At 65.2% G+C, this 25,307-nt stretch carries 22 protein-coding genes, 1 tRNA gene and 1 pseudogene; 8 read left to right on the forward strand and 16 right to left on the reverse strand.

Annotated elements, in window-relative coordinates:
• Positions 1-3: 3 nt before the first annotated feature.
• The 3 genes and pseudogenes from AC0KS4_RS02525 to AC0KS4_RS02535 all read right to left on the reverse strand — a co-directional run.
• Positions 4-492, reverse strand: coding sequence for a VOC family protein (locus AC0KS4_RS02525; protein ID WP_238958293.1), 489 nt, complete (start codon positions 490-492; stop codon positions 4-6).
• Positions 489-2,006, reverse strand: a complete 1,518-nt coding sequence (locus AC0KS4_RS02530; protein WP_238958292.1) for a carotenoid oxygenase family protein — start codon at positions 2,004-2,006, stop codon at positions 489-491. The genes AC0KS4_RS02525 and AC0KS4_RS02530 overlap by 4 nt, the downstream gene beginning before the upstream one ends.
• 53 nt (positions 2,007-2,059) lie before the next feature.
• Positions 2,060-2,575 (reverse strand): annotated as a pseudogene (locus tag AC0KS4_RS02535) (beta-ketoacyl-[acyl-carrier-protein] synthase family protein); the annotation flags it as partial.
• An 847-nt stretch (positions 2,576-3,422) separates the two neighbouring features.
• Here AC0KS4_RS02535 and AC0KS4_RS02540 point away from each other — a divergent pair.
• On the forward strand, positions 3,423-4,958 hold the full coding sequence (locus tag AC0KS4_RS02540; protein WP_238958291.1) for a DUF4185 domain-containing protein: 1,536 nt from the start codon (positions 3,423-3,425) through the stop codon (positions 4,956-4,958).
• Positions 4,959-5,006: 48 nt separating this feature from the next.
• Positions 5,007-5,393 carry a hypothetical protein gene (locus tag AC0KS4_RS02545; RefSeq protein ID WP_225327321.1) on the forward strand — a complete coding sequence of 129 codons (387 nt, stop codon included), beginning with the start codon at positions 5,007-5,009 and terminating at the stop codon, positions 5,391-5,393.
• 45 nt (positions 5,394-5,438) lie between these two features.
• On the opposite strand, the gene AC0KS4_RS02550 is transcribed toward AC0KS4_RS02545, so the two are convergent.
• Positions 5,439-5,660, reverse strand: a complete 222-nt coding sequence (locus AC0KS4_RS02550; RefSeq protein WP_308011542.1) for a hypothetical protein — start codon at positions 5,658-5,660, stop codon at positions 5,439-5,441.
• Positions 5,661-6,541: 881 nt separating this feature from the next.
• Between AC0KS4_RS02550 and AC0KS4_RS02555 the strand changes: the two genes are divergently transcribed.
• Both AC0KS4_RS02555 and AC0KS4_RS02560 read left to right on the forward strand, forming a co-directional pair.
• On the forward strand, positions 6,542-7,774 hold the full coding sequence (locus AC0KS4_RS02555; RefSeq protein ID WP_238958290.1) for a PPE family protein: 1,233 nt from the start codon (positions 6,542-6,544) through the stop codon (positions 7,772-7,774).
• Between the two features lie 35 nt (positions 7,775-7,809).
• On the forward strand, positions 7,810-9,186 hold the full coding sequence (locus AC0KS4_RS02560; protein WP_238958289.1) for a PPE family protein: 1,377 nt from the start codon (positions 7,810-7,812) through the stop codon (positions 9,184-9,186).
• A gap of 556 nt (positions 9,187-9,742) precedes the next feature.
• Here the strand turns inward: AC0KS4_RS02560 and AC0KS4_RS02565 are convergent.
• The 11 genes from AC0KS4_RS02565 to AC0KS4_RS02615 form a co-directional block, all read right to left on the reverse strand.
• Positions 9,743-10,366, reverse strand: a complete 624-nt coding sequence (locus tag AC0KS4_RS02565; RefSeq protein ID WP_238958288.1) for a hypothetical protein — start codon at positions 10,364-10,366, stop codon at positions 9,743-9,745.
• Positions 10,367-10,547: 181 nt separating this feature from the next.
• On the reverse strand, positions 10,548-11,276 hold the full coding sequence (locus AC0KS4_RS02570) for a hypothetical protein (protein WP_238958287.1): 729 nt from the start codon (positions 11,274-11,276) through the stop codon (positions 10,548-10,550).
• A gap of 3 nt (positions 11,277-11,279) precedes the next feature.
• The gene (locus AC0KS4_RS02575; RefSeq protein WP_472408495.1) at positions 11,280-11,690 is read right to left on the reverse strand and encodes a hypothetical protein; all 411 of its coding nucleotides are present in this window, start codon (positions 11,688-11,690) and stop codon (positions 11,280-11,282) included.
• 247 nt (positions 11,691-11,937) lie between these two features.
• Positions 11,938-12,747 (reverse strand): TIGR04255 family protein, encoded by an 810-nt coding sequence (locus AC0KS4_RS02580; RefSeq protein WP_238958285.1) that lies wholly within the window; start codon positions 12,745-12,747, stop codon positions 11,938-11,940.
• A 341-nt stretch (positions 12,748-13,088) separates the two neighbouring features.
• Positions 13,089-14,279, reverse strand: coding sequence for an IS481 family transposase (locus AC0KS4_RS02585; protein ID WP_238958284.1), 1,191 nt, complete (start codon positions 14,277-14,279; stop codon positions 13,089-13,091).
• Positions 14,280-14,389: 110 nt separating this feature from the next.
• Positions 14,390-14,462: transfer RNA gene (locus AC0KS4_RS02590), tRNA-Arg, on the reverse strand.
• A gap of 48 nt (positions 14,463-14,510) precedes the next feature.
• The gene (locus AC0KS4_RS02595) at positions 14,511-15,335 is read right to left on the reverse strand and encodes an LLM class F420-dependent oxidoreductase (RefSeq protein WP_238958283.1); all 825 of its coding nucleotides are present in this window, start codon (positions 15,333-15,335) and stop codon (positions 14,511-14,513) included.
• A gap of 6 nt (positions 15,336-15,341) precedes the next feature.
• Complete coding sequence (locus AC0KS4_RS02600; protein WP_238958282.1) at positions 15,342-16,421, reverse strand: poly-gamma-glutamate hydrolase family protein; 1,080 nt, start codon at positions 16,419-16,421, stop codon at positions 15,342-15,344.
• Positions 16,422-17,663: an Nramp family divalent metal transporter gene (locus tag AC0KS4_RS02605; protein WP_238958396.1), complete on the reverse strand. Its 1,242-nt coding sequence runs from the start codon at positions 17,661-17,663 to the stop codon at positions 16,422-16,424.
• An 82-nt stretch (positions 17,664-17,745) separates the two neighbouring features.
• Positions 17,746-18,822, reverse strand: coding sequence for an NAD(P)H-dependent amine dehydrogenase family protein (locus tag AC0KS4_RS02610; protein ID WP_238958281.1), 1,077 nt, complete (start codon positions 18,820-18,822; stop codon positions 17,746-17,748).
• A gap of 24 nt (positions 18,823-18,846) precedes the next feature.
• Positions 18,847-19,638, reverse strand: a complete 792-nt coding sequence (locus AC0KS4_RS02615) for an SDR family oxidoreductase (RefSeq protein WP_238958280.1) — start codon at positions 19,636-19,638, stop codon at positions 18,847-18,849.
• Between the two features lie 247 nt (positions 19,639-19,885).
• Here AC0KS4_RS02615 and pstS (AC0KS4_RS02620) point away from each other — a divergent pair, with 247 nt between their 5' ends.
• The 4 genes from pstS (AC0KS4_RS02620) to pstA all read left to right on the forward strand — a co-directional run bounded on the left by pstS (AC0KS4_RS02620) (position 19,886) and on the right by pstA (position 24,273).
• The gene (gene pstS / locus AC0KS4_RS02620; protein WP_238958279.1) at positions 19,886-20,992 is read left to right on the forward strand and encodes a phosphate ABC transporter substrate-binding protein PstS; all 1,107 of its coding nucleotides are present in this window, start codon (positions 19,886-19,888) and stop codon (positions 20,990-20,992) included.
• A 253-nt stretch (positions 20,993-21,245) separates the two neighbouring features.
• Positions 21,246-22,358 carry a phosphate ABC transporter substrate-binding protein PstS gene (gene pstS, locus AC0KS4_RS02625; RefSeq protein WP_238958278.1) on the forward strand — a complete coding sequence of 371 codons (1,113 nt, stop codon included), beginning with the start codon at positions 21,246-21,248 and terminating at the stop codon, positions 22,356-22,358.
• Between the two features lie 69 nt (positions 22,359-22,427).
• Positions 22,428-23,363, forward strand: coding sequence for a phosphate ABC transporter permease subunit PstC (gene pstC / locus AC0KS4_RS02630; RefSeq protein WP_255642376.1), 936 nt, complete (start codon positions 22,428-22,430; stop codon positions 23,361-23,363).
• Positions 23,364-23,370: 7 nt separating this feature from the next.
• Positions 23,371-24,273, forward strand: a complete 903-nt coding sequence (gene pstA, locus AC0KS4_RS02635) for a phosphate ABC transporter permease PstA (RefSeq protein WP_238958277.1) — start codon at positions 23,371-23,373, stop codon at positions 24,271-24,273.
• Positions 24,274-24,288: 15 nt separating this feature from the next.
• On the opposite strand, the gene ku is transcribed toward pstA, so the two are convergent.
• Positions 24,289-25,218 (reverse strand): non-homologous end joining protein Ku, encoded by a 930-nt coding sequence (ku, locus tag AC0KS4_RS02640; RefSeq protein ID WP_238958276.1) that lies wholly within the window; start codon positions 25,216-25,218, stop codon positions 24,289-24,291.
• Positions 25,219-25,307 lie beyond the last annotated feature (89 nt).

The raw sequence follows: 25,307 nt of genomic DNA on the forward strand, positions 1-25,307 counted from the left end.
CCCTCAGGCCGAGGGGAACTCGTGCTTTCCCGAGGCGGCGCTGGTGTCCGGTTCATTGACGCCGAATACGAAGGGCGCGAAGACGATTTCGCGCCCGTCCGGGTCCCGATAGGTGATCGCGCCGGTGGCCGCCCAGTAAGGGTGCTGCTCGACGGGCTCGACGCCCGCGTCGTGCAGGCGCGCGAGGGCGGCTTGCTGTGCCTGGGGGTCGGGGAAATACAGGCAGAGCTGTTCATGGTGGTCGACCGCGACGGCGTCGACGGCCTCCACGATCTCCATGGTGAGGTTCCAGCTGGGTAGCCCGAAAATCGCGCCGTTGCTGCCGTAGCTTTCTTCGAACGTTTCGTAGAGAGGCAGCCCCACCAGGTCGCGGTAGAACCGCACCGTTTCCGCGAAGTGCGACGAACGGCGCGCGAAGCGGATGGCACCGATCGGCGCCAACTGCGGTGGCCAGTGCGTTGCGCGGTGCTGCTTGTGCTGGTCGGCGCTCATCGCAATCCGATCGCGTCCGCGGCGGACTCGGCGCTACCCCAGCGCCGCAATTCGGAGCCGGGCGCCCATGTCGAGTGTGTGCCGCTGGAAACCCGTTCCGGCAGTGGGAGTTTGCACACCGGCCCGTCGCCGAGGCGGGCGGCGTCGAACACCAGGCAATATGAGGCGTCGGTGTTCATGTCGGTGGTGAGGGTGACCAGGTAGCCGTCGTCTTCGCCGGTGGCGCCCAATCGCGGCGCCATCGCGGTCTCGCTGCCGTAGACGCCGTCCCCGAACGAGAACCCCTCCTCGGTGCCGGTGAGCAGGTCGTGTTTGACCAGGCCGTCGAACAGGAACCAGCCCGGTCTCCCGGTGGCGGCGTAGGTGTAGCGGTAGTGGGCGGCGGCGTGGTCGGGGTTGATGGTGCCGAACTCGGTGATGCATTCGGAGAGCTGCTCTTCGCGCACCGCACCGGTGACGAAGTTGAAGCGCCACCGGTGCAGGCGGGACTGCAACCGATCCAGGGCCAGGAAACGAAACAGCTTGTCCCACTTGGTCCCACCGGTGTCGAGCGGGGACGGGTCTCCTTCGAAGAAGCCGTCGAGCACGATCTCGTCGCCATCCTCGTAGGCGTTGGTGAAATGCAGCACGAACGTGGGGTCGGCCTCGAACCAGCGAATGTCCTCGGTCGCACCGCGGCGCGGGATCACCGCGAACCGCGACGGGATCTCGGGGTAGAAGCGCGGCAGGTGCACGTCGTGCTCGAGCAGCTGCGGATCCCAGAACAACGGGAAATCGTTGAGAATGGCGTAGTTTTCGGTGAACGCCATGTCGTGGGGGAGACGCGGCCCGGGCAGCGGGATGTCGACGTAGTGGGTCAGTTCGTTGCGCTCGTCGACGACACCGTAATGCATATACGGGTCTTGTTTGCTGTAGTTGAAGAACAGCAGTTCGCCGGTCGTGTTGTCTACCTTGGGATGTGCGGACACGCCCCACTCGGTCGGGAAGCGCCCGTTCCAGGACTCCTTGCCGAGCGTGTCGGCCGAATACGGGTCGATGCGGTACAGGTCGCCGCACTGGTAGAAACTGGTCAGCGCGATGCCGCGGTGCACGATGACGTCGGTGCTCGAGGCGTCCTTCATCCTCGTTCGCGCGCCCCACCCGTTCCGGCGCCGGGCCAGCTGCACCTGCTCGGCCAGACCCGGCCACAGCGGCCCGCCCGCTTCGTTCTCGGCCAGGAACCCGTCGGTGCGGATAAAGCGGTTGCGGTAGAACGCCTTTCCGTCGCGAAAGCCGACCACGTGCAGCATGCCGTCGCCGTCGAACGGGTGATAGGTCTTGAAGGCGGGGTGCAGCGGGTTCTCTGTGTTGCGTAGGTAGACGCCGTCCAGGTCGCGCGGGATTTCACCCTCGACGGCGACCAGATCGTCGGCGTCCCACTCGGTGGTCTGGGGACGCCAGGGGCCCGTCCGGTAGGGGTGGTCGTCGTCCTCGGGAAGGGTGGACAGGAACTTGCCGACGATCTCAACGTCCATCATCAGATGCCTTTGCCGACAGCGAAACTCACGGTGGCGGCGGTGTTGCCGCCGAAATTCAGGGTGCCGAAGGTGTGCGCGTCGCCCAATCCGTGACGGCGGTCGTACGCGTCGGCCACCCGGGCGAACATGGACGGCCACAGATAGCGCGCGTCGGCCCCCTCGTGACCGGTCCAGGCCGCGGCCCCCAGATGCTGGGCGGCGGTGTCGCCCGGGACCGTTTTCTCCAACCCGATCCCCACCACCAGCGCGCTGTCGTAGGCGCCCGGGCGCGGATCGGCCATCGCCGCCGGCACCGCCACACTGCCGGACGGGCAGGCGGCTTCGTGGCGCGAGGCCGGGGTGTTCCGAAGGCCGTCGCAGACCGTGGCCGGCACGGCTCCGAGGTGGCCCTGCCGGGCGAACATCTCGCCGTAGGCGTTGCCGACGTGCACCACCGCGATGCCGGCCGCGTCCACCTTGGCCGAGGCCAGCTTCAGCGCGGCGACGTCGCAGCTTTCCTCGATGAGGTGGCGAGCAAAATCGCTTTGACAACCGCCGAGAATCCACCCACCGGGCGAGCCATCCATACGCCGACGGTACCCCCGCGCGGATGGGTTATTGAGGCCAATCGGCGGGCAGGTGCGCGTCGGAGGGAGGTCCAGAAAGGGCGGCCCCGTCGGCTCTCGGGCTGAACCGACGGGACCTAGGCGGGCGCGAAGGCCGGCCGACGCACTCGCCTACTGTTGGATCATTGCCCCCCAGGGGCGCCGACAAACATGCGGCCTCAATCTGTTTGACGCCCGGGCGCCCACGGCACCGGGCCCGGTTAACGACGATTCATCTTTTTTGAGTGCGCGCAGGGCGTACTGGGACGCGGTCGGGTGGAAGTCTGAGCTGCGGCGATGCGGCGGGGTTGTGCCGGGATTCAGCGGGTCGCACCACGAACGGGTCGAGCCGCATCGTGGCGTCGCGCCAGCCTGCGGAACAGGCCGATATACGCACTCGTGGTTGGTTCGTTTAGCGGCCGTCCAGCAAAGTAGCCAGACCTTCACCCGCGGGCGGCGACAACCTCACCAAGGCCGGCAGGCGCGTGTGAGGGCGCGGCCGGATCTCCCGCACCCGGGCGGACCCCCGCGGGACGGGCGCCCGTCCCCGGGGTGGCGTTGTCTGCGGTCCATCGTGACATCCCCTCGGTCGGATTCCGACCCGGGCAAGCGCGGCGTCGGCAAAGCTAAAAACTCCGTTCAGCTGCTTGCATCAGCCGTCAGCTAATGGCTCAAGGGGGAAGTTCGGCCGCGGATCCGCGCGTTGCGACACGGTCACGGATGCATACCTATCGGCTCATCGTTGGTCACATATGCCCCGCAGATAACTATCGTCACAGAAGCCAACTACGGACGTCAGCGCGGTGTCCTACCCCTCGAAAGGTGTTACATGTCGGCGATTCTTCGAAGTGTGTCGCTATCGATGGCGTCGGCGGCCGCTGTCGGATTCGTCCTCGTGGTCGGGCCCGCGCCTACCGCCCACGCGACACCGTGCGGCGCTCCCGAGGCGAACGTCGATCCTCCCGCCGCGCAGCCGGCCATGCCCGCGCCTCAGCCGGTGGTACAGCCGCCGACCGGGCGCAGGCCCACTCACACGAATGACCAGGCGCCGCTGCCGAGGCTGGGTCCGCTGATCTCCTCGTTGCTCAAGCCCGCGACACCGGGGCAGCGCTACTCCGCACCCGTCCATCCGCGTGCCGAGGGGCCGACTCCCGGACCCGGCCCGTCCGCGCCGTTGCAACAGCAGGCCGAGGTGTTGCCGCCTGGACCCAACCCGCCCGCGCCCGCCGTCCCGCAACCGCCGAATGCCAACCCGCTGCGGCCCAACGCCGCACCGGTGCCCCAACCGCAACCCGAGCCGGGACCGCCGCCTCCGTCGATCGCGGGCGCCCCGACATCCCTCGTCGATTGGGTGACCGGACCGGACGGCCCCAACAAGACTCTGCAACGTTTCGGCATCTCCGGTACCGACCTCGGGATTGCCTGGGACAACGGCGATCCCGTCAACCGCCAGGTGCTGATGGCCTTCGGCGACACCTTCGGCTACTGCAAGGTGCACGGCCAGCAGTGGCGCTACAACACCCTGTTCCGCAGCAACGATCGCGACCTGTCCAGGGGTATCCACATCGCCGACGGCGTGCCCAACGACAAGTACTCCGGCTCACCGGTGTGGGCGCCCGGACTTTCCAAACAGGTCGTCAACACCATCCACAAGGCCGCGCACGAGACGGGAATCATTCCGACCGGGGCGATGTCGATGGGCAGAACCCAGTACATGAGCTACATGTCCATCCGCCAGTGGGGCCGTGACGGCGAATGGACAACCAACTATTCGGCGATCGCGCGGTCCAACGACAACGGCCAGAACTGGGGGATTTTCCCCACCACGATCCGCACGGCGTCCGCGGATGCCATTCCGGGAGCCGGGTTTACGCCCGGAAATGAGAACTTCCAGATGGGCGCGTTCCTGAAAGGCAACGACGGTTACCTCTACCAGTTCGGGACGCCATCGGGGCGTGGCGGTGCGGCCTTCCTGTCGCGCGTTCCACCGAATCAATTGCCCGACCTGACCAAGTACCAGTACTGGAACGGCGACAACGGCGGTCACTGGGTCGCCAACAACCCGGGTGCGGCGACGCCGATCTTCCCGGCGCCGGTGGGCGAAATGTCAGCCCAGTACAACAATTACCTCAAGCAGTACCTGGTGCTCTACACCGACGGCGGCAGCAACGACGTCATCGCAAGGACCGCGCCGGCGCCGCAGGGGCCATGGAGTCCCCCGCAACCACTGGTGTCGTCGTTCCAAATGCCGGGCGGCATTTATGCGCCGATGATCCATCCCTGGTCGTCGGGACGGGACCTGTACTTCAACCTGTCGCTGTGGTCGGCATACGACGTGATGTTGATGCACACCGTGTTGCCGTAAAAACGTCGCCGTCGAAGATACGATGGTTCTAGTGAGAGGAGGGCGACGATGATCGCCTTGGAGTATCACGACAACTGTTGCGGTCTTGCTGATCCGCTCACTCCTCTCGCCGCGGCCGCGCTACCCGATGATGTGCCCGCCTCTTCGGCAGGCGAACTCCCCCAGGGGGAGAACGTCGATGGCGTGGACGCCCACACGGTCTTTGACGGGCATCGCCCGGACTACTGGACCGTCGGCAGACCGGGGCTCCGAGACATCGAGGTGTGCATCGAGAGTGCCCGCGCGGACGGCGCCATCAGTCTGGGCCTGGTGGTCAACGGTTTGGATTGCAGCGGGCTCCCCATTGACCAGGCGCTTTCGCTCGCAGACGCCCGGGGGGATGCGGGCGTCTGCGGCGTTAGCTGCCGGGGAGGCGGACACCTCAAAGCCAGTTGATCAGCGGCTGAGGGGATTTCGCCGGGCGAGCTCACGCGGTATCGGCTACGGAGGCGGCGGGATCCACCGTTTGCCATCCGTTGTCCATCCGCACGGCAGGTAGTTCCAGTGCGCCGGCGGATTGGGGTCGAAAGACAAACACTTCGGTGCGTAAAAATCGGGCGCCGGAGAAGGCGGCGGTGGCGGCTGGTCCGTGGCGCGAGCGGTAGCCTCGCCGCTGAGCATCAAGGCCCCAACGGCCATCAGTGTCGCGACTAGCTTCCGCATCGCAGGCCCGGCAAGTGCTATGCCCCAACGAAGCGACGGTCGCTACGTTTCTTCCCTTACACGCACGGTATCGATGGTAGTCCGCATTCCCGCGCATTGTGGGACTTGATTGCATCCGCTCTGGGCATTTCGGGGTGCCGCGCTGGTGTGGGATCGTGAGCGGGTTTGCGCAGCCGCGGGCCGTGCCGACCTGCTGGTATGCCGTGGACGCGAACTGGACACGGTCTGACCGGGATAAGTACGATCGTGGTCTGTCATTTTTGTATGCAGGCAGGAGCACCGCGATGAGATCTGTCGATGGGGGTTCGCCGTCATCGACTGCGGTGAGCGCTCGACCGATTGTCTCGCGTGGCCTGATCCCCATGCCGGCCCGCACCCGAGCGCGGCTATGTCTCGCATCGGTCACCGTTGAGCAAACACGCCAAGATAGCTGGCGCGCAATTGAAATCATTGCCGACGGGCACAACCGCCGCGTCGAGTCCTATCTGCAGCGTCGACGGCACCGCCCGTGGCGCAACCGGGGTTCCTAGCCCTCGACGTTGACCTTCATGTCGACGACGATCGGCGCTGTTTCACAGCGCCGATGATGTGGGCACACCACAACGGTCGAAGAACTGCCTAGCTCACGAGGAAGTTCGCCCCTCGCCTCCTAGCAGCGCCATGTCGGCACTGCTGTGGAATGGATGTGCCCGTCGTTGAATGGCCCTGCGCTACAACGGTAACGGCGCTTCGCCGCGGCTGCAGCGGTTGACGACTCTCACTGTCCGGCCGGTGGCATAGCGCCAGGGCGCGATTTCAAAGTTCCGTTTATCAATCAGGCGATGCGGCGGTCGACTCACGCCGTCCCTCAAGCGTCGCGCACTGAGTTATGAGGTATAGCAATGGATTTCGCAGGGCTGCCGCCGGAGGTCAACTCCGGCCGAATGTACTCTGGCCCCGGGTCGGGGCCGATGCTGGCTGCCGCGACGGCTTGGGATGGGCTGGCAGCCCAGTTACACTCCGCGGCAGCGTCTTACGAGTCGGTGATCTCGAACCTGACCGCCGGGTGGCGGGGTCCGTCGTCGAGCATGATGGCGGCCGCCGCGGCGCCGTATGCGGCATGGATGAGTGCGACCGCTGCCCAAGCCGAGCAAACCGCGAATCAGGCGAGGGCGGCGGTGGTCGCGTATGAGGCGGCCTTCCTTGCGACGGTGCCGCCACCGGTGGTAGCGGCCAATCGGGCGCAGTTGATGGGGCTGATCGCCACCAATTTTCTCGGCCAGAACACCCCGGCGATCATGGCCACCGAGGCCCAGTACGCCGAGATGTGGGCCCAGGATGCCGCGGCGATGTACGGCTACGCCGGTTCCTCGGCGTCCGCCGCACAGGTGACGCCGTTTGCCCCGCCGCCGCGAAGTACCAACCCGGGCGGGACCGCGGGACAGGCCGCCGCCGTCGCGCAGGTCACCGGCGGCTCGGTCGCGACGAACACGGAATCGGCGCTGCCGCAACTGATGTCCGCCGTGCCGCAATCGCTGCAGGCCCTGACAGCGCCCATCGCCGCCGCCGATCCGCCGTCGCTGCTATCGGCATTCGACTCGGCGCTCACGGGCCCGTTGGGTCCGGTGTCGCTCTTCGGCATCGGGGGCAGCCCGTATCTGCTGGGCGTCGAAAACTACCTGGTGCCTCAGAACGTGGCGAATGTGAACAGTGCCCGCCAACGTCTGGACCGGGACCGGTCGACGCTGCGGCTGCTGGGCGGCGGGGCTGATTCGGGGACGCGAGTGCTGAGCGCACCGACGCCCGGCGGGGCCGGAATGCCGACGGGCATCGGCCGCGCCGGCGTCGTCGGGCGTTTGTCGGTGCCGCCGGGGTGGGCGACCGCCGCCCCGGAGATCCGGCCGGTCGCCACGGTGTTTCCCCAAACCGCTCTTGCCGGCGCTCCGGCGGCTCTCGCGGCCGATGGAGAGGGATCACTGTTCTCCAGCATGGCCGCGTCGGGTCTGGCCGGGCGCGCGATGGCCGCCACCGGCGGTGGCTCGGCTCGGGCAATGGGCGTCGGTGGCGGCGCTTTCGGGCGCGCCGCGACCACGGCCACGATCATCGTCATCAACGCGGACGACCCGCAGGAATAGCACAGACCACTCATCGCGAATAATAAGGAGTAACAATGGATTTCGGAGCATTGCCGCCGGAGATCAACTCAGGTCGGATGTACGCCGGTGACGGTGCAGGCTCACTGCTGGCCGCGGCGTCGGCATGGGATGGGCTGGCCGCCCAGCTGCAGTCCGCGGCGACGTCGTATGAGTCGGTGATCTCGAACTTGATCAGCGGTTGGCAGGGGCCGTCCTCGCTGACCATGGCGGGTGCGGCCGCGCCGTATGCGGCGTGGATGAGCGCGACCGCCGCTCAAGCCGAACAGGCCGCCTCGCGAGCCAGGGCGGCGGCCGCGGCGTACGAGGGCGCGTTCACGGCGACGGTGCCCCCGGTGGCGATCGCGGAAAACCGCGGCCGCCTGGCCTCACTGGTGGCGACCAACGTTCTTGGGCAGAACACCGCCGCGATCGCGGCCACCGAAGCGGAATACGGGCAGATGTGGGCACAAGACGCCGCCGCAATGTACGGCTACGCCGGATCGTCGGCGATCGCCGCTCAGATGGAGCTCTTCACCGCGCCCCCGCAAACCACCAACCCGGGCGGGGCCCCTGGCCAATCAGGCGCGGTCGCCCAAGCCGTCGGCGCGGCGCCCGCCAACGCGCAGTCGGCGTTGTCGCAGCTGATGTCGTCGACGCCGCGAACCCTGCAAAGCTTCGCGTCGCCCTCCGCATTGTCGGCGGCCGATCCGTCGTCATTGGCGACGTGGTTGAACAACCTGAATTCCACGCCGTTGGCGAAGATCGCCGCGAACATCGAGTTCGTCACCAAAGGCATCCGCCCGGTCAACGACACGTTGCTGAGCCTCAGCTTGGGCCTGGTGGCAACGGCACGGACCTGGAGCGACACCGCGGTCGAACTCGAAGGGCCGCTGTTCGCGGCGCTGGGTTCGAGCACGCAGGCGGTGGGAGCCGCCGGCGCGTCCGCGGTGACCGCGGGCCTCGGTAACGCGGGTCTGGCGGGAGCGTTGTCGGTGGCGCCGAGCTGGGCCGTGGCCAGCCCCGCGGTCAAGCTGGCCGCCACCGTATTGGAGTACACCAGCGCGGGTGCCGCGCCGACGGTCGCGGCCGGCGCGAGTGCGCTCGGGCCGATGGCCGTGGCGGGCTTGGCCGGAGGAGCGCTGGGTGGTGCGGTGCCCCGAGCGGTCACCCCACGCGCCGGCCAGGGTTTGGGCCGCCGCTCGTCGGACAACGACGACAAAACTCCGGACAAACTGAAGTCCGTCCTGGCGGATCTGCAGGAGGCGCCGGAGTCCGTCCAGCACTGGCACACCGACAAGGCGCACCTGGAAAGCCTTTTGGATCAGCTGTCGAAGAAGCCGGGTGTCCACGCCGTGCACTTGTCCTCCGTCGACAAGTCCACGGTCACACCCCCACGGGCGACGTGGGGATAGCGAGAGGGCAGTCAGAACAGTCTCCCTACCATCCGGGGCGAGGCGCCACGACCCCCTCCGGGCGCAAGGCTTATCGACTTTTAGCCTTGTGTATCAGCGGGTTTGGTAGTAACTCGATTCATGACGACAACCATCGCGGCGAGCAATATCGCGTACGAGAGTATGTAGAAAGGGATCAGAATCCAGATCGACATGCTATGGAAGATCAGCTTCATCAGAGCCTTCAGGCCGTCCTCGATGACGCCCGAATGAGAAGTGCAATAAGGAAACCCATGTACACGCGCTCACGTTTAGGAGGTACCTTCCCGCGGGATCTCTGCACGAGATACCAGGCCACGATCAGGACTACGAGCACGGCGAGCACACCTACGCACAGCGGGACGATACATTCACGCCGGGAGTTTCCTGGTACGGACCAGAGGTTAGCTGCGTGCGATGTCAGCTCGATACAGGCGCGCAACCCGCCGATATGCCTGGCCGGTGTTGGCGGGTATGTCGAGCTTAAAGCCTGATGGTATGAGTTGGCTTGCGATCAACCCATTGCCGCTGGTGATTACTACCAACCCTGAGAGTCGGCAAATTCGACAATCAAGTGGGAGTTGGCGCCCGAGAGTTCAACTATCCATGCACAAGCCATCAGGAAATCATTGCCCAGCCTGAATGCGGGCGTCGCTGACCATCGAAAATTGTTGCCATTGATACTCATCGACGCCGAGAATCCCTTCGCCCCCGGATGGGCGTACTGACTGAGCTCGGAGTAAACGTCCTTGAACGCGCCGAAGCGTGGACTCTGGTTTGCGTGTGCCGTGAGCCTTCCCACAGGAATCGGATGGCCGTCCAAACCGAGCACTCTGTCGACCACGGTCGGGTGATCGGTGGCGTAGAGGATTGCGGCCGCGTTCTCAGCGAAGGAGCGGATAAGTGTGAATGCTGCGAAAGGGTTGTCCGCCCCGAGCGCTGCGACGGCTCCGTTATGCAGACCGATCCCGCGAGTCACCAGGCCACCAAGCAGCGCCACAGCAGTGCTGAAGGCCTGCCCTCTATCGAACGCGTTTGCAGCGGCCTCGATGAGTGGCTGACGTGAGGCGCGCGCTACAGCGATGCCGGTGTCCCGGTCAGTGATGCCATGAGCCCGAACCCAGGCCGGAACGGGATTCGGTGTGTCGCCGACGTTACTCACCGTCCGAAGTTCCCATGCGAAGGCGACAACCAACCGTAATCAATGCGTATGAACGCGTAAGAGTTGCATCCGCGTGGGCGTCCAGGCCTGGAGTTGGTGATCACGATTGCCTTTCCATTCCAACTAATTTGGACAAGGGGCCCTCGACGCCCCCAGTTTTCTAAGCGGCAACGCGGGCCGGTCACTCGCCCGTGTCGCGTAAATTTTGGAGGTGGCTCCGCATCGCTTTTCGGATGTTGCTTCGTTTTTGCGGATTTTTGAGTAAGTCGCGGTTCGTCGACCCATCGTCGTTCGCGGTCGCTAGCCAGGCGTCGATTTGGCTTGTCGCAGTTGCGATGTCAACGCCGTCGTCTTCACGGTCGATACACCAGTCTTCGGTAATGTCGGCCTCTTCGAACTGGGCGCTGCTTACCTCTTGGTAGAGGTGGGTGGCCACAACAGCCCGGCTGTTGTGATGGACCCAACGCTGTAGAAGGAGGTTGACACCTATCTGCGACATGCATGCGATGCGGGTCGCACCTTGCAGTTCGGCCGGCGTTGCGAGGTGCGGCATGTGGAGCATTGCCGCGTAGTGTTGCGGACCTTTGTCTCCGTCGTCAGGAACCAACTCTGCGAGCGGCATCTGTTTGAAATGCCCCGTGGGCCATTTCGAAGGCGCCAAAATTGATGTCCGTTGGACCTCGGCGACCAGAACGCGGGGCACCAAGGTGACGCCGTCGGTCCTGATAGCGCACGGATGCTGAAGGATGATCAGCGTTTTCGGCTTAGATTCGGCGGCGAGCCGAACCTCAGTGAAGACGTCGCCGGTGAAGATTGGCCGGTGGGGGACAACCTCGTCTCCGCGAGCCCGATAGATACTCGCCCAATTGGGCGCGTCATCGGTCCCGGGCGCCTCGAGGTTGTCCGCCACTCGCTACTGACCCTTGGCTCGAATCGATAGATTCCCGTCGCCGGCCTCGAAGGTCTCCCAGTTACTGCGGAAACTTTCCCGCCAGTCTGGCCGGAATTCGTTCATCGCCTGCTCTGGCGTCATATGCTGCGTAGCATATTCGAACAGCACCAGGTAGTTTCCCGCGGACCAAATGTCTATCGGGGTTATTGGGGCGCCGTCCATTATGGGTGTTTCAAACCATTGAGCGACGTCTTCGGCGTGGAAATGCGCAATTATGAAATCGCAAGCGGCGAGCAAACTGGCGAGCTTGTGGCGATTCGGTCCCGTGACATTTTCACCTTTCCGCCATTTCTGAATAGCGGCGACGCTGACTCCCACCATCCTCGCGATGTCACGCCAACTGAAGCCAAGGTCGGCAAGGTCACTCAGCATGGTCCCAGCGCTGGATAGCGCCCGTTGTTGGGTGAGTACCTGCCACTCATGCTGGTACGTCTTTTGATGCGTTTCACCAACATCGACACCAAGGTTCCGAACACGGTTTCGGAGGTCGTGAGCGTCCTCCGTTAGCAGAAGGGCCGTTGATCGGGTTGTGGTCGGCCTCGGCGGCAGCGTTATGCCTGTTCCTGCGGTGCCGAGGTCATCATCGCCCCATAACAAGTCGTGGTAACGGCCCGATGTTCTAACCATTGCGAAGCACCTCATTTCTGTAGCGGTTGGTGATCAAGTCTTCGAAGAGGGTGCGAACAGGGCGGTGTAGGTCGTCATAAATCGAATCTAGATAACCCTTTTCAAACTCGGGGATAGGACCGTCGGGAACCCAGAAACTATCTATATCCATGAGAAAAAACGGGCCAGGGTCGACGGCCTTTATTCGACGTAAATCGGAATTTGGATCAACCGCATAGCCATCACGGGGGCCGTAGCGGAGAACCAACGATTGCCCAGGTCGAGGGCACCGGTACACCGCTGCCCCCTGTAGCTCCATCAATTCGAGACCGGTATCAGTAGACGTATCGGCCTTGGGGCCGAGCAACGAAGCATCGACCCAATCGCCCCAATTGTTAACGCCCGCAGCGGGTTCGGGAGCGCGGACCTCGTCTATATACCGAAGCCCAACCCGCTCAATCCCAGCGATCGGCGAAACGTGCACGCGTGCTTCAAGTACCAGCCACAGGAGCTCGACGAACGATTGCCAACCCTGGTAGGCGCTGGTTTCGACGATCGTCGATTGCTCGCGGATGGCTGTGGCGATGTTGCTCTCGCGGTTCAGGAATCGGGGAAAGCGTTCAATCGTGGCAGTTGGTTGGGCGGGGGGAGCGACCATCTCAAAATGCACATTCTGGCCAGGCCTTTCGATCGGCAGTCGCTCGGCGAGCAGTCGCTTTAACGCGCGATTTTCCGAACTGGTCAGTGAGCCTGCCGGCGGATGGCGGATCTCCATGGTAACCAGGACGACAGGCGCGTTTGGATAAACCTCGTCCTCGGTCATCCTTCAGATGGTACCAAAACAACAACTAAAACGACAACCACCGTGCTGTCCCGGAGATCGACAACCTGCCGGGGATCTCCGGCTAGTCAGGTGATGCACTACTGGCCTCCCGTCGTGAAAGGGGCCGGATCGGCAGCGGTGACTTCTCGAGTAGCGGTGTTCCCCATAACCTCTGTCCTTTCGCGTTGGTGTTTGCTACACAGAAAGGCAGGAGCCGCGAAGGGCATCCTGGGGCACGGATCTGGTCATGTTGGGCGGCTGACCGCTATTTAGCTGCGGAAACCCTGGTGCCCCTGGTGCCCCTGTTCAGAGTCGGTTGATCCTTGACACTCATCTTGTGGTTAGCCCTGCGCGCTGGTGCGTAGGGCCCGTTTGTTTCGTACCTCGCCGCGGTTGGTACGGGCAGCGGTTCTGACGAGATTTTCGCCGATCCAAAACCGCAGCAGATCACCATCGACGTGGACATCGCAGCGGGCGCCGGCGTAGTGGCGTCCGATGCTGACTTGCTGCCAGGACACACACACGATGCCGTTGGCGCACACCCGGCGGCTGACCCAGCCATCCCCGGTGCGCTCGGCGCCGCCTGGTGGCTGTGACACCGCTGCCGGCGCCGCTGGGGCTGCTGGGGTGAACCGTTGCGCCGGGGTGGCCATGTCCAACGACTGATGCGGCCGGCTGGTGCTGTAGTAGTCCACCCACTCATCGAGTGCCTGCTGGGCCACCTTCAGGTTCGCGAAAGCCGGCTTGTTACTGAGGAATTCGGCACGCATACTGCGGTGGAACCGCTCAATCTTGCCGGTGGTGGTCGGGCTGCGCGGCTGAGTCAACAAATGCTCGATCCCGTTTTCCCGGCAGATCCGATCAAAGAGCACCTCGACCACCGGGTGATGGAACCGCCCGGTGAACACCTTGCCGTTATCGGTCAAAATCTGCTCCGGCGCCCCGTAAGCGGCCAGCGCGCTGCGCAGCCCCTCACAAACCGCCCGGGTGCGCTCACGGGCCATCAACCGCGCGCAAACACACATCCGGGAATGGTCGTCGATGCCGGTCAACGCTTTGGCACTGGTGCCATCGGCCCGCGCAAATCCGCCCACGATGTCCATCTGCCACAACTCCATCGGGGCGCCGCGTTCCCAACGTTTCCACTTGCGCGAGCGCCGATCCCGCATACCGGGGTCAATCATCTGAGCCCGCACCAACGCCCGATAGGCCGCCGATTCTGAGGGCAACGGCACCACCCCGCGCTTGCCCAACTCGAACACCAACCGCCGCGGCCCCCAATACGGACGCGAACGGCGCAACTCCAACAACTGGGCCTCCACCGCTGCCGGCATCTGATGCGGACATGACACCGGCCGATGCGACCGATCCACCAGCCCCTCAAGGCCCTCGGCCTCATAGCGGGCCAACCACGAGTGCAGCGTCTGGCGCGACACCCCAACCTTCTCGGCGACCTGCCAGATCGCCAACCCATCACCAATGACCGACAACACGGCCTGATACCGCTGCTCAGCCACGCTCAACTCCCTCATCTAGTGTCAAGGATCAGCCGAAGTAGCTGTCAAGCATCAGCCGAAACACCGTCAAGCATCACCCGAAGGCAAAACGACAAGCATCAACCGACGTCATACACGCCGCGCAGTGCCCCCGGCAGGATTCGAACCTGCGACACCGGCTTTAGGAGAGCCGTGCTCTATCCCCTGAGCTACGAGGGCGGACGGCCTGAGCTTACCGGGCAGGTTCAAACCCGAAGGCCACGGCGGTCAGCGCAGTTCGGCGATCACCTTCGAGAAGTTCTCGATGTTGTTGTCCTGCACGGTGAAGGACGACACACCGTACTTTTCCCGGTACGCGATCAACGTGTCGGCGATTTCGCGAGGCGAACCGCTGAGCACCGAAGGCTGCGACAGGATCTCCTCATCGGACAGGTCCGGCGCGTAGCTCCGGGTCAGTTTCAGGTCCGGCTCGGTCTCGCCGACGCGCGGCATCGCCGTGATCGCCAGGTTCAGCTCCAGGGCGTCGAAGCGATCCCCGGCGGCGTTGCGGACAAAGTCGACACGCTCGGCGAACGGGTCCTCGACGGCGCGCACCTTGGAGCCGGTCAATCCGATGATGTCGGCGTTGCGGGCGGCGATGGTCAGCACCCGGTCGCCGTTGCCGGCGATGATGAGTGGCGTCGACGGGTGGTGTTCCTTCAGATACTTCGTCATGTGTTCGAGGTAGTCGACCCGGGCGCCCGCGCTGGGATATGGGATCTCGGCGGCTTCGAACTCTTCGCGGACGTAGCCGGTGCCCAGCCCGATCTCGAGGCGGCCGTCGCTGAGCAGATCGAGGGCTTGCATGTCCCGGCTGAGCAGGGCCGGCTTGTAGAACGCGGAATTGAGCACGTACATGCTCAGCCGCAGCGTCGCGGTGACCATCGCGACCGCGGTCAGGGTCGGGAAGGGTGCGGCCGCGCCTAAATGGTCTGGCACACAAAGAATGTCGAAGCCGGCGTCTTCAGCGCGCTTCGCCTTGTCGAGCAACGCCTCGCGCGACTTGAAGAACCGCATGCTCATACCGAAGCGAAAATCCTTGGCCACCAACAACCTCCGTTAACGTTCTAATGACACTGACCAACTGCGAGCGGTAACCGCCAGCCCCTGGATCAGCGCGCTGGTGACCGATGACAAACCGTCATCGCCCGGCAGCGGGCTGCGCGGGCTGATCCCCCGGACCCGGGCGGAAAGCTCGAGCTGGGTTCCGCCCTCCCGCACCCGGTTCACCGGGTTGCGCGGGTGCAGGCCGCGTAATTCCGGTGGAATGTCGTCGAGGTCGGTGATCACCTGGTAACCGGTCAGCCGGATGTGGCGGGCCAAGTGGGCGGCCAACTCCCGGTTGCGCCCGCCGGCCAGCAGCTGGGTGCTGCGACCGTCGCGGCCGTAGCCGTGCAGGGACACCGCGACGTCGACGTGGTCGAGGAACTCGGCGAGCGACGGCGACTCGGCCGGATCGAACAGGGCTGACGGCAGGTGATGCGGGTAGTGGTCGGGATGACGCACGAAATACACCGAAGCATCGGCGGCCTCGGCGGCGCGTTCGGCGATCACGTCGGTCATCTCTTCGAGTCCACCGCCGTGGATGGCGAGAAAGCCGAAACGCGAACGCAATTGGCTGACCTCGGTAACCCCGGGCTCGCTCAGCAACGCCGAAAGTGACTGTGGCGCAGGGCCGGACGCCGCCGACGGTTTCGGGCGAGGCCAGCCTGCGGGGTCCCAGCGGCGCAAGAAGTCCAGCCAGCGCTGGGGCAACCCGTGCTGCGTGGCGCCGTCGATGATGGTGGGCAGGTAGCCCGGGCGCGGGGGTCCCGGCGTCACCCGGTGGTCGATGTAGACCCACGCCGGTGACGGCCCGTCGTCGGTGTGCACGGTCAGCCGGTCGCGTCGGTAGCGCACCGGCACACCCTCGGCGCTGTCCAATGTCGCCAGGTCGCCGTCGGAGATCTGCCAGAGCACCCCATGCACCCGGTTTCCGGCCAACGGTTCGACGGTGGCCACGCCGCGCTGGTTGATCAGCCAGTCGTGATCGGCGAGGACCGCCGGCCGCGGATCGGCGGCGTCGGGACAACGCCGCGCCATCTGCCTGACGCATAGGTTCGAGCCGTATGCGAAGTACAGATGCCGCAGGGCCGGCATTCAGCCGGTCACCGTCAGCCAGACGAGCACCATGTTAAGCAGACTAATCAATATGCCGACGCCCCAGCCAAGAATTGTCGTGATGCGGTGGTTGGCGTCGTCGCCCATCAGCTCGCGATTGCTCGTCAGCTTGATCAGGGGCAGCACCGCAAACGGAATGCCGAACGACAACACCACCTGGGATAGCACCAATGCGCGGGTGGGGTCGAAGCCGAGCGCCAGGATCACCAGGGCGGGGCACAGGGTGATCAACCGGCGCGCCACCATCGGGATCGACCGGTGCAGCAACCCCTGCATGATCATGGCGCCGGCGTAGGCGCCCACCGATGAGGACGCCAGCCCGGACGCGAGCAGTCCGATCGCGAACAGCACCGCGATGGTCGCGCCCAGCGTGTTGTGGATGGCGGAATAGGCGCCCTCGATCGAAGCGCTCACGTTGCGGTGCTGCAGGTTGATCGCGGCGACCAGCAGCATCGCGGCGTTCACCGTGCCGGCCACCGCCATCGCGAGGACGACGTCCCAGCGGGTGATGCGCAGCAGCAGGCGGCGATGCGATCCGTGGTCGGGATGCCCGTGCCGGTCCAGGACCAGACCCGAATGCATGTACACCGCATGCGGCATGACGGTGGCCCCCAGGATGGCGGCCGCCAGCAGCACACTTTCGGTGCCGCGGAACCTCGGCAGCAGCCCACCGAACACGTCGTGGGGCGGCGCGGTCTTGACGAAGAAGCTCGCCGCGAACCCGATCGCGATGACCAGCAGCAAGCCGGTGATGACCCGCTCGAAGATGATCTGTCCGCGCCGGTCCTGAATGCCCAGCAGCAGCAAGGCCACCACGCCCGTGATGAGCCCGCCGACCATCAGCGGCAGGCCGAACAGGATATGCAAGGCGATGGCCCCACCGACGACTTCGGCCGCGTCGGTGGCGATCGCCACGAGTTCGGCCTGGGCCCAATACACCAGCCGCAGTGGACGGCTCATCCGCCTGCCGAGGGCGGCCGGCAATGAGCGCCCGGTGACCAGTCCGAGCTTGGCCGACAGGTACTGGACCAGGCCGGCGAGGACGTTGGCCGCGACGATCACCCATAGCAGCAGGTAGCCGTACTGCGAACCGGCGCTGACGTTGGCCGCGACGTTGCCCGGGTCGACGTAGGCGATCGCGGCGACGAAGGCCGGCCCGAGCAGGTACCAGTTGCCCTTGAGCGAGCTCTGGGTGCGCTGCGCCAACGTGCCGACCTCGATTCACTTCACCGAATAAGAAAGTGAGGTTAGTCGAACATCTCGACGGGCTGGCTGGCGGCGCGACGTTTCACCCCCGTGGGGCTCACTCCGGGAGGTAGAGCCCCTTGCCGGTGACCAGCGGCAAGTCGAGCGTCGTCACGATTCCCGGGTCGGCGGCCACCACCGCCGGGATCGCGTTGACCACCCGCATCGCGGTGACCACCAATCCGGCGTGGTTGTGATCGCCCTTGCGGCTGCTCAGGCAGACGTCCATGGCGTACGACGGTTCGCCGGTGACCTCGATGCGGTAGGAGCCGCCCTCCTGTGCGGGCTGCGGCCACTCGGGGCACAGGTCCTCACGAAGTCGGGTGACGTGTTCGAGCACGACGGCGGGACGGCCGTTGACCATGCCGAACACCTCGAAGCGCAGCGCCGCGGCGGTGCCCTTGGCGATATGACCCGAGGCGATGTCGAAGTCCTCCGGGGCCGGTACGCGAACGTGCGACTGGGTGACCTCATCGAGCGAAATGCCAAGGCCCGCCGCCATTTGCCGGATCACCGAACCCCACGCCAGGCTGAGCACACCGGGCTGCAGCAGCATCGGAATGTCGTCGAGTGGCTTACCGAATCCCATGACGTCGAACATGACCGCGGCGCTGTCATAGGTGGCGTAGTCGACGATCTCCATGCACCGGATCTGCTGGATGCTCTGGCAGGTGCCGGCCAGCGCCAACGGCAGCAGGTCGTTGGCGAAGCCCGGATCAATACCATTGACGTACAGGCTTGAATTGCCTTCGCGCGCTGCGTCTTCCAGTGGTTTGATCAGCTCCTCGGGGATCACCTGCCACGGATACTGCAAGAAGACGGGGCCGCTGCCGACGATGTTGATCCCGGCCGCCAACACGCGGCGGTAGTCCTCGAGCGCCTCGGGTAACCGGTTGTCGGCCAGCGCGTTGTACACCGCGCATTGCGGCCCGGTGGCCAGCACCGCATCCAGGTCGGTGCTGGCGAGCACACCCGTCGCCTCCGCGAGCCCGGCGAGCTCTGCGGCGTCCTTACCCGCCTTGGCGTCCGAGGACACCCAGACGCCTTTCAAGTCGAACTCCGGATTGGTGATGAGCGCCCGTAGCGCGTGGATACCGACGTTGCCGGTGCCCAGTTGGACGACGGGGATGGGCATGACGTGCTCCTTAGCGGTCGGGGGTCACAGGTCCGGGACGGGGATGTCGAGGTTGGGGAACGTGAGGCCGCCGTCGACCTCGAGGGTCTTGCCGGTCAGGAAGTTGCCGGCGGGCGAGGCCAAATAGACTGCGGCAGCGGCGATGTCGACCGGATCGCCGAGCCGGCGCATCGGGGTGGCCTTCTCCATCGGGGAGCGCAGCTCGTCGTTGGAGGCCACCACGTCCAGCGCGGAGGTGAGGATCGATCCCGGCGCGATCGCGTTGACCCGAATCCGGGGGCACAGGTCCAGGGCGGTAAGCCGGGTGTAGTGAGACAGTGCGGCCTTGGCGGTGCCGTAGGCCGCGAAGCCACGTCCGGCCAGCCGGCCCATGGTCGAGGTGATGTTGATGATGCTGCCGCCGCCGGAGTGCTCCAGCATCAACGGCACCGCCGCCAGTGTCAGCGCGTGGGCGGTGCCGACGTTGAAGGTGAACGCGTCTTTGAGGTCCTTCGTCGAGGTCGTCAGCAACGTGTTGGGCATGGTTCCCCCGACGTTGTTGACGACGATGTCTAGTTTCCCGAACGCCTCGACGGCCTGACCGGCCAGCTCGGCGGTGGACTCCGGATGCGCCAGGTCGGCGGCCACGATGTGGGCACGGCGCCCGGCGGCGCGGACCTGTTCGGCGACGGCCTCTAGTTGGGATTCGGTTCGCGAGGCGATGAGAACATCCGCGCCCGCCTCGGCGAAAGCCAGCGCGATCGCCGCCCCGAGGCCGCGGCCTGCACCGGTGATGACGGCGACTTTGTCGTCGAGACGGAACCTGTCAAGGATCATGGAAGCCCCTCTTCGTTTCGGTGTCAGGCGACACCGTAGCAAGCCGGGCCGCCCCGGATAAGGCATTTCTAGAACAAGTTCTATTTTCCTGTTGGGCCCGCGGTCGGTGCGGCCCTCGGATTGCTGGCCGGTGGCGGGCCGAGTCGGCGACCGCGGCCCGCGCTGCCAGACCATTTGCCCGCCGTTCACCTTGTTGCGGTTAGCTCGGTGTCGCCGACCATTTTGGTCCTTACCGTGAGGAAGAGAATTGGGACGCAACCGATTTGGTGCCTTGTTGGGCGTCCTGGCGGCCGCCGCGTTCTTGTCGTCGGGATGCGGAATTCACGACAGCAGGGCCTGGGGAAGACGGGCGGGCTCGCCGGGCACGGTCGACTGCGGCGGCACGACGGCCCTGAAGGCGGCGGGATCGACGGCCCAGGCCAACGCGATGACCCGGTTCTCCGGCGCGTTCGAGCGCGCATGCCCCGGTCAGACGCTGGACTACACCCCCAACGGCTCCGGCGCGGGAATCGGCCAATTCACCGGAAACCAAATCGATTTCGCGGGCTCGGATTCACCGTTGACCCCGATCGAATACTTCGCGGCGCGGACCCGATGCGGTTCGCCGGCATGGAATCTGCCCGTGGTGTTCGGCCCGATCGCCATCACCTACAACGTCAAGGGCGTCAGCTCGCTGATCCTCGACGGTCCCACCACCGCGAAGGTCTTCAAGGGTGCCATCACCGCTTGGAACGATCCGGCGATCCAGGCGCTGAATCCGGGTACCGCGTTGCCCGCCGAGCCCATCCGTGTCGTGTTTCGCAGCGACCAGTCCGGCACCACCGACAATTTCCAGAAATACCTGGATTCCGCGTCCGACGGTGTCTGGGACAAGGGCATCGGGAAGACGTTCCACGGTGGGGTCGGGGAGGGCGCCGACGGCAACGGCGGGACGTCGGCGGCCGTCAAGGCGACCGAGGGGTCGGTCAGCTACAACGAATGGTCGTTTGGCCTGGCGCAGCAGCTGACCATGGCCAGGATCGTCACCTCGGCCGGACCCGAGGCGGTGGGGATCAGTGCCGATTCGGTCGGGCGGACGATTTCCGGTGCCACCCTCACCGGGCAGGGCAACGACCTGGTGGTGGACACCTTCTCGTTCTACAAGCCGACCCGGCCCGGTTCGTACCCGATCGTGCTGGCGACCTACGAGATCGTGTGTTCGAAGTATCCCGACCCGAAGGTCGGCGCCGCGGTGAGGGCGTTCCTGCAAAGCACCATCGGCGCCGGGCAGAATGGCTTGGCGGACAACGGGTATGTGCCGGTGCCGGAGGCGTTCAAGTCGCGGTTGTCGAGTTCGATCAACGCCCTCGCGTGATCTGAGCATCCGGCTGGCGCGCCCTCGGCGGGGCGGATGCGTGCTTTGCTGACGAATGCCGACAAGGCGACGTCACGGTGTGCTCCCGTCGACGTCGCGACGGTGCGCCGGCGCGTTCAGCGGCGATCGCCGAAAAGTTTGCTCAACGTTCAATTGTTACTGTTACGTTCGTGGCTGCGAGGCGGACCGGTCGGCGCGCCATGGCTAACTGACCGGAGCCGATCATGGTTCATCCCCACCGTAAGGAAGCGAATTGAAACTCAACCGATTTGGCGCCGTGCTGAGTGTCCTGGGCGTTGGTGCGCTGGCGTTGTCGGGGTGCGGAAGCGACAACAACGGGACTGGCGCCAATGCACCGGTCGGTTCGTCGTCGGGCAAGGTGAGTTGCGGCGGGAAGAAGGCCCTCAAGGCCAGCGGGTCGACGGCCCAGGCCAACGCGATGACCCGCTTTGTCAACGCGTTCGAGCAGGCCTGCCCGGGCCAGACGCTGAATTACACGGCCAACGGATCGGGTGCGGGAATCAGCGAATTCAGCGGCAACCAAACGGATTTCGGTGGCTCTGATTCGCCGCTGGCGGCCAACGAATACGCTGCCGCGCAGCAGCGGTGCGGTTCGCCGGCCTGGAATCTGCCGGTCGTTTTCGGCCCGATCGCCATCACCTACAACGTGACGGGCCTGGATTCACTCACCCTCGACGGACCGACGGCCGCCAAGATCTTCAACGGCGCGATCACGATGTGGAACGACCCCGCGATTCAGGCGCTCAACGTCGGTGCCACATTGCCCGGCGTGCCGATTCACGTCGTCTTCCGCAACGACGAGTCAGGCACCACCGACAATTTCCAGAAGTATCTCGACGCGGCCGCGGACGGTGCGTGGGGCAAAGGCGCCGGAAAGACCTTCAAAGGCGGCGTCGGTGAGGGAGCCAAGGGCAACGACGGTACGTCGGCGGCGATCAAGGCCACCGAAGGGTCCATCACCTACAACGAATGGTCGTTTGCTCAGGCGCAGAAACTGAACATGGCCAAGGTCATCACCTCGGCCGGCCCGGACGCGGTGTCGATCAGCGCCGAATCGGTGGGCAAGACGATTGCTGGGGCCAAGATCTCCGGTCAGGGCAACGACCTGGTGCTCGACACGCTGTCGTTCTACAAGCCCAAGCAGGCCGGTTCCTACCCGATCGTGCTGGCGACCTACGAGATCGTGTGCTCGAAGTACCCCGACTCCGGTGTCGGTACGGCGGTGAAGGGATTCCTGCAAAGCACCATCGGCGCCGGGCAGAATGGCCTGGCCGACAACGGCTACATCCCGATCCCCGACGCGTTCAAGGCGAGACTGTCTGATTCCATCAACGCCATCGCATAGCCTGAGGTGGTCGTGACACGAGGAACAGCAACCAGCCCGTCGACCGCGGAAGAGCCGGCATCAACGGCGCTGAGTGCACGCGTGGCGCGGCGGGGGGACCGGCTGTTCAAGCTGGTCGCCGCCACCGCCGGCTCGACGATCGTGGTCGCCATCCTGTTGATCGCGGTGTTCCTGTTGCTGCGCGCCGTCCCGTCGTTGCGCGTCAATCACGCAAACTTCTTCACCAGCGCGGAGTTCAGCACCAGCAACCCCCACAAGCTGGCCTTCGGCATCCGCGACCTGCTCATGGTCACGGTGCTCAGTTCGCTCACCGCGCTGGTGCTGTCCGTGCCCATCGCGGTCGGTATCGCCGTGTTCCTCACCCAATACGCGCCGAAGCGGCTGGCGCGCCCGTTCGGCGCGGTGGTGGACCTGCTGGCCGCGGTGCCGTCGATCATCTTCGGGCTCTGGGGAATTTTCGTCCTCGCCCCGCGGATCGAGCCGGTGGCGGCGTTCCTCAACCGGCACCTGGGCTGGTTTTTCCTGTTCAAACAGGGCAACGTGTCCTTGGCCGGCGGCGGCACCATCTTCACCGCCGGCGTCGTGCTCTCGGTGATGATCCTGCCGATCGTCACCTCCGTCTCGCGCGAGGTCTTTCGGCAGACCCCCCACATCCAGATGGAAGCGGCGCAGGCCCTCGGCGCGACCAAGTGGGAGGTGGTGCGGATGACCGTGCTGCCGTTTGGCCGCAGCGGCGTCATCGCCGCCTCGATGCTGGGATTGGGTCGCGCGCTGGGTGAGACGGTGGCGGTGCTGATCATCTTGCGGTCGGCCGCCCAGCCGGGGCACTGGTCGCTGTTCGACGGCGGCTACACGTTTGCCTCCAAGATCGCGTCGGCGGCCGCGGAGTTCAGCGCACCGTTGCCCACCGGGGCGTACATCTCGGCGGGATTCGCGCTGTTCGTCCTGACGTTCGTCGTCAACGCGCTGGCCCGCGCGATCGCCGGCGGCAAGGTCAACGGGTGACGCGCCCATGACGGTTGACGCGCTCGACCGCCCGGTCAAGGCCGAGGTGTTCCGGCCGCTCAGCTTCCGGCGGCGGATCACCAACAGCGCCGCGACGATCTTCTTCCTCGCCTCGTTCCTTGTCGCGCTGGTGCCGCTGTTCTGGGTGCTGTCGATCGTGATCGCGCGAGGCTGGTATGCCGTGACCCGGTCGGGATGGTGGACCCACTCGCTGCGCGGCGTGCTCCCCGAACAGTTCCTCGGCGGCGTCTACCACGCGCTGTACGGGACGTTGGTGCAGGCAGGGGTGGCCGCCGCCCTGGCGGTGCCGCTGGGCCTGATGACCGCCGTCTTCCTGGTCGAATACGGTTCTGGCCGCCTGGTGCGGTTGACCACGTTCATGGTCGACGTGCTGGCCGGGGTTCCCTCGATCGTCGCGGCGCTGTTCATCTTCAGCCTCTGGATCGCCACCCTCGGCTTCCAGCAGAGCTCGTTCGCGGTGTCGCTCTCGTTGGTCTTGCTGATGCTGCCGGTGGTGGTGCGCTCCGCCGAGGAAATGCTCCGGTTGGTGCCTGACGACCTGCGCGAGGCCAGCTACGCGCTGGGCGTGCCGAAGTGGACGACCATCGTGCGGATCGTGTTTCCGATCGCGATGCCCGGCATCGTCTCCGGCATCTTGTTGTCCATCGCGCGGGTGATCGGCGAAACCGCGCCGGTGCTGGTGCTGGTCGGCTACAGCCGGTCGATCAACTTCGACGTCTTCCACGGCAACATGGCCTCGCTGCCGCTGCTGATCTACACCGAACTCACCAACCCCGAACACGCCGGTTTCCTGCGGATCTGGGGTGCGGCGCTGACGCTGATCATCATCGTCGCCGTGATCAACATCGTCGCCGCGGGCACCCGTTTCCTGGCAACCCGCAAACGTTGATCGAGGCGTGTCGGGTCAGGACTTCGAGGCCGCCTTCTTGGCTGGAGCCTTCTTGGCGGCGGTCTTTTTTGCGGGTGTCTTTTTTGCGGGTGTCTTTTTCGCGGCGCTCTTTTTCGCGGGTGCCTTTTTCGCCGGGGCTTTGCCGTCCCCGCCACCGGAGCGCGCCTTCACGCTGGCCTCCAGCTTGGCCAGCAGATCGGAGACGTCCTCGGTCTCATCCAGCTCCTTGGGCTGCTCCTCGGTGGTAAACGCTTCTCCGCCTTCGAGTTTGGCTTGGACCAGCTCGTGCAGCTGCTCCTGGTAGTCGTCGTGGTAGCGGTCGGGGTTGAACTCTTCGGCCATCGAATCCACCACCTGCCCGGCCATTTTGAGTTCGGCGGGCTTGACTTCGACCTTCTTGTCGAGGATCGGAAAGTCCGGGTCACGAATCTCGTCGGGCCACAACAGCGTATGGATGACCATCACGTCGCGCTTGCCGAAGTCCTTGACCCGCAACGCCGCCAGCCGGGTCTTGTTGCGCAGCGTGAAATGCACGATCGCCATCCGGTCCGTCTCGGCGAGCGTCTTGGCCAGCAGCACATAGGATTTCGACGACTTGGAATCGGGTTCCAGGAAGTAGCTGCGGTCGAACAGCATCGGGTCCACGTCGCTGGCCGGCACGAACTCCAGCACTTCGATCTCGCGGCTGCGTTCTTCGGGGAGGGTGGCAATGTCGTCGTCGGTGATGATGACCATCTGACCGTCATCGGATTCGTAGGCCCGGGCGATGTCCCGGAATTCCACGACTTCGCCGTCCACGTCGCACACGCGCTGGTATCGGATGCGGCCGTTGTCCTTGGCGTGTACCTGGTGGAACTTGATGTCGTGGTCCTGGGTGGCGCTGTACACCTTGACCGGGACGTTCACCAGACCGAACGCGATGGAACCCTTCCAGATGGAGCGCATGTAAGTCAGTATGCCCATAGTGTTCGCTGCCTAACAGCACCCGCGCCGTCGCGCCGCTGCTCAGACGCCCGCGCGCGTAACGCCACGGC

The organism is Mycobacterium sp. NTMscope_MAC_12, assembly GCF_976985675.1.